The organism is Paenibacillus sp. p3-SID867 (assembly GCF_025142895.1).
Lineage (GTDB): Bacteria > Bacillota > Bacilli > Paenibacillales > Paenibacillaceae > Paenibacillus_AQ.
The window spans coordinates 331,658-343,928 of record NZ_JAMBDM010000002.1 but is presented as its reverse complement, the minus strand read 5'-3'; the positions used below and the strand labels follow the sequence as shown (position 1 = coordinate 343,928).

Genomic DNA, 12,271 nt, shown 5'->3' with positions numbered 1-12,271 from the left:
ATTACGCCCCCATATCCTTTTTAATATCGTCTACCATACGATCGAACTGGGCCGCCTTGCGGGAGTACAGGATACACAAGACCCATGTCATGATGAACTGCGCGAATGCAAATACCCATGCCCACGTGATCGGGCCGATCGCAGGGTGGTTCAACACGTCGGTGTACGAAGTGAGAATCGGCAGCGCAAAGTAAAACAGAAGAAAAAAGACGGTCATCGGAATAATGAACCGTTTCTTGCGGGAGAGCAGCGTTTTGAATTTTTCAGAATGCCATACTTCGGTATAGCTTTTTTCTTCCATTGCCTTTCCCTCCATTAACGATCAGGATTCTATGGCGTCTCCCATGAATGAAAGCGCTTTAGAATGATTATATACAGGAGGATTGCCCGCGACCACATCTCCTGCGCGAAACGTCCGATAGGGTGTGCGAAAGGGCGGATATGCCGCCTGAACCGGGAGACCATCACCGTCCTTCCGCACTCCTCCCTATGCCTCTCTTAACAACCGGAACAAATCCCTTGCGGCTTCACGCGACAAAGGAATCATTGTCCGCTGCTCATCCTTCAGCACAATATTGTAAGCACCATTCTGCCAAGGGGACAGCTCCGCGATCCGGTTCACGTTAACCAGGTAACTGCGATGAGGACGAAAGAACGAGTACCCCGCGAGCTTCTCCTCCAGCTCCTGCAGCGTGCTCTTGCTCGTAATCCGCTGACCTTCCGCCGTCCAGATCCGAATGACCCGTTCCTCGCGAACCGCGTACAGTATCATCTCGGGATCGACGAGCACATGTTTGTCCCCATCATCGAACAGCAGCTTGCCGCGCATGCTGCGGGGAGCAGCATCAGTGGAAGGATACGAGGCTGCCTGTGGGGCGACATCATAAGCTTCCTGCTTTTTCGGGGTTTGCCCTTCATGAACCCTGCTGCGTATTCGCTGCAGGGTTTCCTTTAATCGCATATGGCTGTAAGGCTTCAGCAGATAATCAATCGCATTCAGACCAAACGCCTCGACAGCATACTCGTCATAGGCTGTCGTAAACACAATGAAGGGGGAGATCGGGACGGCATTCAGCATTCGCGCAGCCTGCAATCCTTCCAGTTCCGGCATATGAACGTCGAGAAAGACGACATCCGGCTGCCGTAAGGGAACCAGCTCAAGCAGTTCCCGGCCGTTCGCGGCATGAGGAAGCAGCTCGATATCAGGCTCCTGTTCCAGCAGGTAAGCCAGCTCCTCCCTTGCCAATCGTTCGTCTTCGGCTATCATCGCTTTAATTCGCTTCACGGTACCGGCTCCCTTCCGATAGACTGTAGGGGATGCTGAAGGATATGCTGCATCCGCCCTCTGCAAGATTTTCTACGATGAGTCTGGCCTCCTTGCCAAACATGCTGATTAAACGCTGATTGATATTGTAAATGCCGTTTCCCGTCCCCTCGCTGCCGATGATCGGCTGTTCGCCGAGAGTGTCCAGCACCTTAGGCGAGATACCTGCCCCGTTGTCCCGCAGTTGTACAACCGCCAGATCGCCCGCACGCTTTAGGGTCAGCTGGATGATGCCCCCGCTCGCCTTATCGCGCAAGCCGTGCTTAATGCTGTTCTCCACCAGCATTTGCAGCGTTGCAGGCGGAATCATAAGCTCGCCAAGCACCGGATCCAGCTGGCATTCAAACGTGAACTGATCCTCAAACCGGATTTGGATAATGTCCAGATAAGCATTCAACAGCTCCATTTCCTCACGAATGGTCGTTCTGCGGGAGGCCATGACCTTGACGTTCAAGCGCATGAACGCCCCCAGCTGCATCGTGGCATGCCTTGCCAGCAGCGGATCGCTCCGAATCAACGAATGGATCGCGTTGAGCGTATTGAACAGAAAATGCGGATTGATCTGCGCCTGCAGAAGCTTCAGCTCCGCCTCTTTCATTAAATGGCTCATCTTCTCGTGGGCCGTGGCCCCGAGCTGATAGGAAATGAGCTGTCCAAGGCCTTGGGCCATCACCAGTTCGACGCGCCGAATATCCTGCGGCCGCTTGAAGTAGAACTGAATGACACCTACGATTTGGCGACCCTCGATCATCGGAACAAGAATGGCGGCGCCGAGCGCCGGATGACGGGGCTGAATATCTTCCGCATTCTCTATGATCCGAAGCTCGCCGGTCGCAATGACTTTCTTGGTTAAGTCGGATGCGATCTCTTCTCCGGGATCAATGGTACGGCTGGCGGCCCCGGCATGAGCCAGGAACCGCTCCGTATCCGTAATGGCGACTGCCGTTGTTTTCAGCTCGCGCAGCAGCAAGGTGGCCACGGCTTGAGCCGTTCGGTACGTCAAGCCCTGCTTCAGATGCGGCAGCGCCGCTTCCGCGATATGGAATGCCTTCTCCGTCTCATACGCCGCTGCCCGCTCTTCCTCGGTGAGCGCGACTCGAAGCATCGTCGTGAAGATCGCAATCGATATGCTGTTGGTCAGCACCATCGGCAGACCGATCAGGTTGACCAGCTCCACCGCGCGGTCCGGCTCATCCGCACAGATCAAAATAACTCCCATGTGCAGGATCGGGGCGAACATGCCGACGAATAACGCTTTTGCCGGCGAGATCACCCGCTCCTGCGAGAAGAATCGGGCCACGCCCCCCGCCAGGGCACCCGTAAGCGGTACGGCGATCGCTCCTGCCAGCCCCGTGTAGCCGCCGATATACAGGAGATGGGCTCCTGCCAGAAGCCCGCCCCCGATGCCAACGCGGGGCCCGCCGATTAGCCCGCCAATGACAACGCCGACCAGGGCGGAATGGGCCAGAGCCTGCTCCTCCGTCAGCCGCATCAGCCAGAAGGAGGAGCTCGATTCGCCATTCTCCACGACAACGCCTGCGTATGCCCCGAGGATGCCGAAGAGGCCAAACAGACAAGAATAGATGAACATCCGCGTGCCGGACATCTCTTTGCGGTCCAGCAATTGGCGGAACAGCGGAATTCTCGTCAGTATAAACGTCAGGATGAGCAGCATGCCCATCCGTTCGAACAGATGCAGCGTCAACTCCTGCATGGACATCCCTCTTCTTTGGTAGACTAGGAATCTTCAACTGTCGGTCAGTAGACGATATCGATAGATAGGATAGATGTGAATGCGGTTTCATTTCATGCAGTAAAGATTATATAGCACAGCGAGGATTTGGACAATAAAAAGGAATAACATGAAACTTATGTAAAAATATTCACGCAGAGATCATGTCTCTCAACACACTCGAAAAAACCATATCCCTCGCAGTTAAGCGAAAGATACGGTCAGTAAGCAGCTGCAAGCCAAAACATCCGAACATGGTCAGCATCCTGATGTGTTAGTTAGGTCTCTCTAAATCGCGAGATCCTACGATGAGCCGGTCGAATTGGATTTTCCGGCTCTTCTCCGGGTTATCGACCATTTCCGGATGACCTGGTTGGTCACCTCAGATAGCAGCAAACCCAGCGCGATGGCGCCTGAAATCATGAATGCTTGCGCCCCCAGCTGGACGGCCTGATCGAATTGATTCTGGGCCACATGGCGAAGGGCATTATATGCAACACCGCCCGGTACCAGCGGAATAATCCCAGACACGCTGAACACGATAATGGGAGTCTTGTATTTTTTGGCGAAAAAATGGCTGATCATCGTCACGCAAAAAGCCGCAAACACGGTAGCCGTCACCGGCTCAACCATCATGTTCTGCAGCAGAATGTAGAGCAGCCAGCCCACCATGCCCGCAAACCCGCACTGCAGCAGTGCTTTTTTGGGTACGTTAAATAGGATCCCGAAGGCCGCCGAAGCAACAAAACTCGTGATGAGCTGCTGTATATAAAAGGTTGCCACCATCTTCACCTCCACTCACTCATCTCTTAGAATGACAACGTAAACGCAATCCCTGCACCGATGGCAAAGGACGTAACAAATGCCTCCGCGCCTTTGGACAAGCCGGATATCAAATGCCCCGCCATCAGATCGCGGATAGCATTCGTGATCAGCAAGCCCGGTACCAGCGGCATCACGGAACTGATAATGATCGTATCCAGCTGATGGCCGAGTCCGTATCTGACCATCCATACGGAGGTTATGCCGATGACCAGGGCTCCAGAGAATTCGGCGAAGAATCGCACCGGTATGACCCGATGCATGAATACAAAGCAGGAGAAGCCAAGACCGCCCGCTATGGCCGCCGGTACGAAATCCGGCCAGATGCCGCGAAACATAATGAGAAAGCAGCCGCTTGCGATCGCGGACAGGAGAATCAACAGCCATGTCGGATAAATCGCCTGTTCATGCTCGATTTTCTCAAGCGCCCTGTGTGCCTCTTCAATCGTCAGCTCACCGAGGCTTATGCTCCGGGACACGCTGTTGACCTGATGGATCTTATCGAGATTGGTTGTCCGATCCGAAATACGAATGAGCCGCGTAATATGCTGAGGCTCCTCCACTGAGAAGATAATCCCGGTCGGAGTCATATAGCTGTGGCTGTTCTCTACGCCGAAAGCCGCAGCGATCCGCATCATCGTATCCTCGACCCGATAGGTTTCCGCACCGCTTTGCAACATAATTTTTCCTGCTAACAAGCAAACCTTGATGATGTCATGCTCCCGCTTCAACAAGTCATTCAAAACGGCAATCCTCCTGCTGAACACATTCCGATTCAGAATCTTGCCTATATTATAGTATCATTACCATGATCAAGCATAGGATATGCTTTAAAGCAGCACTGTGGCAGCTGCAATCGTCCTGTACAAGGCTCTCCTCCTACACAAAAAGCCCCCCGAATGATCGGGGAGCTTCTCTACGATGTACTTCGGATTTCGGCTTAATAGGCACCGCGGATGTGCATCGCTACCTGCTCCTGATAAAAAAGCGCAAGGCGCTCTTTCTCCTCCATACTGAACGAAGGCACGTCCAGCGTGCCCAGATTGTCTTCGATCTGGCGGACGTTGCGGAAGCCGGGAATCACGGCGGTGACCTCGGGACAGTCCAGAATCCATCGCATGGATGCACGGGCCATGTCGCCTCGGCCCTCGGCAATCCAAGCAAGCTCTCTGGCGAGCTCAACCCCTTTTTCGAACCGCAGGCCGGCAAAGGTCTCGCCCACGTTAAACTGCTCCCCGTTCGCATTGAAATTCCGGTGATCCCCTTCGCTGAAGGTGGTGGTCTCCGTAAATTTTCCGGTTAACAGACCGCTGGCAAGCGGCAAGCGCACCAAAATGCCGACGCCCGACGCTTTGGCTTTCGGGAGCAGCTGGGCCAGCGGTTTTTGGCGGAACAGATTGAAGATAACCTGCAGCGACCTTACGCCAGGTACCCCCAAGCAAAACAAACCTTCCTCCACCGTCTCCACGCTGACGCCGTAATGCCGGATTTTCCCCTCAGCCTGCAGCTTGTCCAGCACTTCAAACACTCGCCCTTCCTTCAACACCTCGAAGGGAGGGCAGTGAACCTGATAGAGATCAATCCGTTCACGCTGCAGCCGCTTCAGGCTGTTCTCGCAATAACGACGGATCGACGCTTCGGAATAGGTCTGAAGATCGTGAATATCACCCGCTCGGCAAAACTTGGTGGCGACATGCACGGAATCTTCCTTCCCTTTGGTTGCTCGAGCGAGCAAATCCTCGGCATGCCCATCGCCATACACGTCGGCGGTATCGAAGAAGTTCACGCCCTCGCCGATGGCGCGGTCCAATCCCTTCAAGGCTTCCTGATCATCGGTTTGCCCCCATGAGCCTCCGATCGCCCATGTGCCGAAGCTGACCTCGCTAATGTGAAGCTCCGTATTTCCCAATTGTCTGTAATTCATCGACGTTATAGCCTCCTCATCCAACTGCCATACTAGTTCACACTACTAGACTAAACGTTAAATCGCTTTCATTCAATCCATTTGGGACATTTACCTATTTTTCCGCAGGTTATTGACAATTGATTCCATCGACTCTATAATTACTATCAATATATCCAACGTTGGATATCCAGTTATGAACTTCTTCTTTACATACACATCCTAAGGAAGTGACCCAACATGACCAACCTCATCCTGCTCTCATTCCTGCGCCAGCGTCCGATGCACGGCTACGAAATTCAGCAGCTTATTCAGGCCAGCCGTATGGACATATGGACGAATATACTGTCCGGCTCCATCTATTATGCACTTAACAAGATGGAAAGCGACGGTCTGATTGCAGCCACTGCTGAAGAGCGGACCGGTGCGAGACTTCGTAAAATTTACAGTATTACGGATGATGGCGAGAAGTTATTCCAGAAGATGATCCGTGAAACCTTGACGCTTCCTCCCCACACCGTCAAATCCGACTTCTCTCTCGGTTTGGTCTGGATCGAGAGCGTTCCGAAGCAGGAAGCGGTTGAATTGCTGCAGCAGAACCTCAAGCAGGTGGAAGAATCGCTGGCACAATGGCGTTCAGGTAAAGAAATCAAGGGACAGTACGGCTTATCCAAAATCGCCCTGGCCACCTTCGACAATGCGATCTCGATCCTGGAACAGGACATCGCTTTTCTCAACAAAATCATAACACTCGTTCAGGAATAAGCCTCAGCATCAGCTGCGGCTTTCATTTCCGATCAATATCCAACGTTGGATATATAATATTGGTTAATAAGGAGCGTGAACACGAGATGATGTTACCCACTCTCATTCAAGCGAAAGGTTTAAGAAAAACCTATGGTCAGCGAACGGTCGTACATGATGTGGCTCTGGATATACGGGAAGGTGAAGTGCTTGCGATCATCGGGCCGAACGGCGCGGGGAAATCAACGACACTGGATTTGGTGCTGGGCTTGCGCCGACCCGATATCGGCACGGTCACCTACTGGACCAAAGATCCCGCCCCGCATATCGGGCTTCAGCTGCAATCCACTCCCTTCTTTCCAGGATTTACGGCCCTTGAGAATATGCGAATGTTCGCTGCTTTCTATGGAAAACGGCTCAAGGATGCGGTGCTCATCGAGCACCTTAGCAGCTGCGGGCTTGCAGATGCTGCCAAAACCGATGCGCTTCGGCTCTCGGGAGGCCAACAGAAACGACTCGCCATTGCCATCGCGCTAGTCCATACACCCAAGCTGCTGTTCCTTGATGAGCCCACCGCTGCACTGGATCCGCGGGCACGCCGGGATATCCGGGAGCTGATCCGTTCCCTGGCAGACAAGGGCACCTCGATCGTCTTCACTTCGCATGACATGGAGGAGGTTCATAAACTCGCTTCCCGGCTGGTGCTCATCTGTGATGGGCGGGTGAAAGCTTCCGGCACGCCGGATGAGCTCCTCGGCTATTACCAAACAGATAGCCTCGAACAACTGTATATCCAACTGACTGATGAACAGGAATAACGACCGATTGGAATCAAAACCTTAGGAGGAATATCTATGCGAATCATAATGACCACCATGCTGCGGAGCATGTTCCGCGACACCCATACCCTGGTCTGGAACATCGTGTTTCCCATTGCCATGCTGATCGGATTGGGACTATATTTCAACGACGCCGCCTATTCTCACCGACTCCTCGCGGGCGTGCTGACAACCAACATTTTGTTTGGGGCCACGATGGTTACCGCGTTTAACGTCATGGCCCAGCGCAACCGCGGCATCTATAAGCTGCTGCGGGTGACACCTTTTCGCACCGTCTCGTTCATTACCGCAATGACGGGGGCGCGAACCGTGCTGGCACTGCTCGTCAGTGTGTGTGTCATTCTCATGAGTCTATTTATGCTCGGAGTGAAGCTAAGCCTGACTGGGCTTACGCTGATGCTGCTTGTCCTTCTGATCGGCACCGTTTGTTTTACCGCACTCGGTTTTCTGGCAGCCAACCTGTCCAGGGATGAGGGCAATGTCAACATGATCTCGAACCTGATGAGTTTTCCCATGCTGCTGACAAGTGAAGCCTTCTATTCTTTAGAACATGCGCCTGCATGGGTGGTCATCCTGGGGAAACTGCAGCCGTTCCACTACCTGGTCGATGCCATGTCCACTGCCGTTTCTCCGCAAGGCAATATCTCCGGCATCTGGATGCCCCTGCTGATCCTCGTAGGCTTCACGATCCTTATCCTCGGCGCAGCCGCATGGACCTTCCGCTGGGATTCGGAGCATCCTGCCGGATGGAAGCAGGGAAGTGCGAACAAAGCGGCCTCGATGTAACAGAAGCACAAAAATCCGAAGAGCCCCTTGTATAAAAGACATCTCATGCGGTATACTGAACAACAATATCAACATCAGGCCGATGAAGAGCTTCCAACTCCGAGGCGTTCTCGTCAAGGGGATCCGATCCTTCAACCGATCAGCCATCCCCCTAAGTTAACCGGACCCGCCCGTTACCGCGGAATCAAAGTGGATTGAACACGGACCCGCCTGTTTCGTGATAAGGTTACGGTTCAATCAATTTGGGTGGCACCGCGAGCGCATAAGCGTCCCTCGTCCCATATGGACTAGGACGCTTTTTTATTTTTTTCAACAAAAAGGAGCGCGGTGATCATGCTAGATATGAAATGGATCCGGGAAAGCACAGAGAATCAGGAAGAACTGCAGCGAGTAGCTGACCAGAAAGGCATTGCCCTGTCGGTTGCTGAACTTGTCCGGCTGGATGACCAGCGTCGGGCGCTGCTGCTGACCGTGGAGGGATTGCGGCAGCGGCGCAATGCCATCTCGCAGAAGATCAGCACGCTCGTGCGGCAAGGCAAACAGGAAGAAGCCGAGCGGACGAAACAGCAGGTCAAGGACATCAATGTGGAGCTAGACGAGCAGGAAGCGTTGTACCGGAAGGTCGATGCGGATTACGCCCAGCTGCTCATCCTTGTGCCCAATATCGTTTCGCCGGATACGCCGGTCGGAGCTTCGGATGAGGACAATGTGGAGATCAGACGTGTTGGCGAGCCGCCCGTGTTTGATTATGAATACAGGGATCATGTCACGCTCGGCGAGCAACACCGGATGATCGACATCCCCCGCGGCGTCAAAACCGCCGGCACGCGCAGCTACTATCTGACCGGCATCGGCGCAATGCTGCATCGGGCCGTTCAGCAGCTTGCGGTGGATATGCTGGTCGCCAAGGGTTTCACCCTTATGGACGTACCGTTAACCGTAAGGACGGAGGCCATGGAGAATACCGCCTTTTTCCCGCTTGGTCAGGATCAAGCTTTTCAAATTACGGAGCAAGATAAGTGGCTCGTCGGTACCTCGGAGGTGCCGCTCGTATCGTTCTATAGCGGTGAAGTCGTCGATGTGGCGCAGCCGATTCGCTTAGCAGCAGCATCGCTGTGCTTCCGGAGCGAGGTCGGCTCGGGCGGCCGGGACGTCCAGGGCCTGTATCGGGTGCATCAGTTCGCGAAGGTGGAACAGGTCGTTCTCTGCGAAGCCAGCGAGGAAGCCTCGGAGCAGCTTCTACAAGAAATCACGGCCAATGCCGAGGAGCTGCTGCAGAAGCTCGAATTGCCTTACCGTGTCGTTGCCGTCTGTACCGGGGATATGTCGCAGAAAACGTACAAGCAATACGACATCGAGACATGGATGCCAAGCCGCGGGGCTTATGGGGAGACTCACTCGTCGTCGAATCTGCTCGACTTTCAGGCGCGTCGCTCGAACATCCGCTACCGGGACGCGGAAGGCAAGCTGCGCTACTGCCACACCCTGAACAATACGGCCGTGGCTTCGCCGCGAATTCTTATCCCGCTGCTGGAGAACCATCAGCAGGCCGATGGCTCGATTCTCATACCGAAGGCGCTCCGACCTTACATGAACGGGATGGAGCGAATAGAGCCGCCAGCCGATGCAGTCATGGAGTAGAGAAAGCTGCAGTACACGAATAGGGTGCGATTCTATAGCCTGTCATTCGAGAACATCCATTCGTATCGACATATAAAGGCAGCCGGGGCTCCGGCTGCCTTTCCTCTTGGTTAGGTTCTATGGTCCGTTATGCTGTCTTCGCACGATAAGAATATTCGCGAACGATGATGGCAATCTTTTTTTACTTAGATAGGCTCGGAAAGCATATATTAGACGGAGGTGTGTCCGGCTTCTCTGAAGGTTCTTCGATGTATATTTTTCTTTAGATTATCGATGCCCATATGTTTTCAGCGAAGCTGAACCATTCGATAATCGCAAGAAAAATTTCCTCTTAGTGCGGTCTGGCTTCTGTGGAGGTTCAGCGATGTATATTTTTCTTATGGATTAAGTAGGTATATAATGTTCGTTATATAGGGATACCAACTATCGATAAATAGGTTTCATATTTTTCGGCATCCAATCAGACGGTTGTCTTCTCCCTATATAACAACTTACCGTGCAGTGCACGAATAAGGAGGTCATTCCATATGACAGAACCCCATCTTGATCATACAGCGCCCAAAACGCTTCGCGATATCCCTATTTCCATTCTGGATCTCGCCCCGATTACAGCGGGCAGCACCGCTGGACAGTCGCTGCAAAATACGCTCGATCTGGCCCAGCATGCCGAGAAGTGGGGGTATAACCGCTACTGGCTTGCCGAACACCACAATATGCCGGGAATCGCCAGTTCGGCCACTTCGGTCGTCATTGGCCATGTCGCCGGGGGCACGAGCAAGATCCGCGTCGGAGCCGGGGGCATTATGCTGCCGAACCACGCTCCCTTGGTCATAGCCGAGCAGTTCGGCACCCTGGAATCGCTCTATCCCGGCCGGATCGATCTCGGCTTAGGTCGTGCGCCGGGATCGGATCAGCTTACATCCCGGGCGCTTCGCCGCGGTCCCGGCAGCGACGGCCAGGACTTCCCGGACCGCCTCGGCGAGCTGCGGAATTACTTCCAGCCCACTTCGGGCTCGTCCATGCGCGTCAGGGCAATTCCCGGCGAAGGTCTGCATGTACCGATCTGGCTGCTCGGCTCCAGCGGTTTCAGCGCACAGCTGGCAGGACAGCTGGGGCTTCCGTTCTCTTTTGCGAGCCACTTTGCCCCCGATTACCTGATGGCCGCGCTCGACCTGTACCGCACCAGCTTCCGTCCTTCATCCGAGCTGAGCAAGCCTTATGCCATGATCGGCGTGAACGTGATCTGTGCCGATACCGATGAGGAAGCACAGCGCCTGGCTACCTCTCCGTACCAACAGTTCCTGAATATCATACGCGGCCGCACTGGCCAGCTGAGCCCGCCGGTGGACAGCATGGATGATCTATGGAACCTGCAGGAGCAGGCCATCGTGAAGCGCCAGCTGAGCTTCTCTGCCATCGGCAGCCCCGCAACTGTCCGCGCGCAGCTGGAGCAGTTCCAGCAGTCAACGAATGCGGACGAAATCATTGTCGCGGCCGCCATCTACGATCATGAGGCACGCCTGCGTTCTTATGAGCTGCTGGCGGATGTCGTCGGCATCAAATAAATGGTAAACCAAAAAGACCAGTCAAACCCGGTATTCCGGTGCTTGACTGGTCTTTTTTTATATCTTACAGCGTCAATCCGCCATCAATTGTAACCAGCGAGCCTGTCATGTAGCTGGAGCCTGGGGAAGCCAAGAAAGCCACCACGTTCGCGATTTCATCCGCCTCAGCCGGGCGTCCCATCCGCATGTTGCCCACTTCCTCAGGCACGTAGCCCCCTTCCATGAAGGACTTGGCTACCGCTGCCGTAAGCGGCGTCTGAACGCCGCCCGGACAAATCGCGTTCACGCGAATGCCCTGCTTCACGTATTCCAGCGCTGCTCCCTTCGTCAAGCCCACCACCGCATGCTTGCTTGCCGAATAGGCAGCTGCACTGTGCTCGCTGCGGATACCTGCCGTGGAAGCGGTGTTCACGATATGTCCGCTGCCCTGCTCCTTCATGACTTTCAACACATACTTCATGCCGAGGAAAGCACCCTTGACGTTCACGGACATTTGACGGTCAAATTCGTCCTCGTCGATATCATCCAGCATCGAAAACTTCTGCACGATGCCTGCATTGTTGAAGAAGAAATCGATTCGGCCGTAAGCTTCGACCGCCCTGTTCACGTAGTTCTGGACATCTTCAGTCTTCGTCACGTCCGCTTGCACGAAGATGCCCTCTCCGCCCTGCTCCTTGATCAAACGCAGCGTTTCTTCGCCGGCTTCCTTGTTGAAATCAACGAGTACTACCGCTGCACCGTTCTCTGCCAGTTTCAAGCTGCTGGCTCTGCCGATCCCGCTGGCTGCGCCGGTAATGACAGCGATCTGTTTGTTATCGGACATGAAACAACACTCCCCTTGATGAAAATATAAAATTAGTTCTAACCGAGTTTGTATCCCTATCGTTTCTGTTGTCTATAGCTCATAAATACAGG

At 54.0% G+C, this 12,271-nt stretch carries 12 protein-coding genes; 5 read left to right on the top strand and 7 right to left on the bottom strand.

The features are described from left to right. Position 1: 1 nt before the first annotated feature. From M4D81_RS04860 to M4D81_RS04835, 6 genes are all read right to left on the bottom strand, one after another. The gene (locus M4D81_RS04860) at positions 2–301 is read right to left on the bottom strand and encodes a DUF485 domain-containing protein (protein ID WP_071218738.1); all 300 of its coding nucleotides are present in this window, start codon (positions 299–301) and stop codon (positions 2–4) included. 186 nt (positions 302–487) lie between these two features. Continuing rightward, a complete protein-coding gene (locus tag M4D81_RS04855; protein ID WP_260064745.1) occupies positions 488–1,285 on the bottom strand; it encodes a LytR/AlgR family response regulator transcription factor in 798 nt (265 codons plus the stop codon). Beyond that, positions 1,272–3,038 (bottom strand): LytS/YhcK type 5TM receptor domain-containing protein, encoded by a 1,767-nt coding sequence (locus tag M4D81_RS04850; RefSeq protein ID WP_260064743.1) that lies wholly within the window; start codon positions 3,036–3,038, stop codon positions 1,272–1,274. Before M4D81_RS04850 ends, M4D81_RS04855 begins: the two co-directional genes overlap by 14 nt. 321 nt (positions 3,039–3,359) lie before the next feature. After that, positions 3,360–3,842, bottom strand: a complete 483-nt coding sequence (locus M4D81_RS04845) for a threonine/serine exporter family protein (RefSeq protein ID WP_260065092.1) — start codon at positions 3,840–3,842, stop codon at positions 3,360–3,362. A 23-nt stretch (positions 3,843–3,865) separates the two neighbouring features. Further along, complete coding sequence (locus M4D81_RS04840; protein ID WP_071218735.1) at positions 3,866–4,621, bottom strand: threonine/serine exporter family protein; 756 nt, start codon at positions 4,619–4,621, stop codon at positions 3,866–3,868. 197 nt (positions 4,622–4,818) lie between these two features. Then, on the bottom strand, positions 4,819–5,802 hold the full coding sequence (locus M4D81_RS04835) for an aldo/keto reductase (protein WP_260064740.1): 984 nt from the start codon (positions 5,800–5,802) through the stop codon (positions 4,819–4,821). A gap of 219 nt (positions 5,803–6,021) precedes the next feature. Here M4D81_RS04835 and M4D81_RS04830 point away from each other — a divergent pair, with 219 nt between their 5' ends. The 5 genes from M4D81_RS04830 to M4D81_RS04810 all read left to right on the top strand — a co-directional run bounded on the left by M4D81_RS04830 (position 6,022) and on the right by M4D81_RS04810 (position 11,356). Next, positions 6,022–6,546 carry a PadR family transcriptional regulator gene (locus tag M4D81_RS04830; protein ID WP_113057815.1) on the top strand — a complete coding sequence of 175 codons (525 nt, stop codon included), beginning with the start codon at positions 6,022–6,024 and terminating at the stop codon, positions 6,544–6,546. An 86-nt stretch (positions 6,547–6,632) separates the two neighbouring features. Then, positions 6,633–7,343: an ABC transporter ATP-binding protein gene (locus tag M4D81_RS04825; protein WP_260064739.1), complete on the top strand. Its 711-nt coding sequence runs from the start codon at positions 6,633–6,635 to the stop codon at positions 7,341–7,343. A 36-nt stretch (positions 7,344–7,379) separates the two neighbouring features. After that, entirely contained in the window at positions 7,380–8,150 is a 771-nt protein-coding gene (locus tag M4D81_RS04820) for an ABC transporter permease (protein ID WP_260064738.1), read from the top strand. 333 nt (positions 8,151–8,483) lie between these two features. Beyond that, positions 8,484–9,791: a serine--tRNA ligase gene (gene serS, locus M4D81_RS04815; protein WP_260064736.1), complete on the top strand. Its 1,308-nt coding sequence runs from the start codon at positions 8,484–8,486 to the stop codon at positions 9,789–9,791. Positions 9,792–10,318: 527 nt separating this feature from the next. Then, complete coding sequence (locus M4D81_RS04810) at positions 10,319–11,356, top strand: LLM class flavin-dependent oxidoreductase (protein WP_260064734.1); 1,038 nt, start codon at positions 10,319–10,321, stop codon at positions 11,354–11,356. A 64-nt stretch (positions 11,357–11,420) separates the two neighbouring features. Here M4D81_RS04810 and M4D81_RS04805 read toward each other — a convergent pair whose 3' ends face one another. Then, the gene (locus M4D81_RS04805; RefSeq protein WP_071218728.1) at positions 11,421–12,179 is read right to left on the bottom strand and encodes an SDR family NAD(P)-dependent oxidoreductase; all 759 of its coding nucleotides are present in this window, start codon (positions 12,177–12,179) and stop codon (positions 11,421–11,423) included. Between the last annotated feature and the right edge of the window lie 92 nt (positions 12,180–12,271).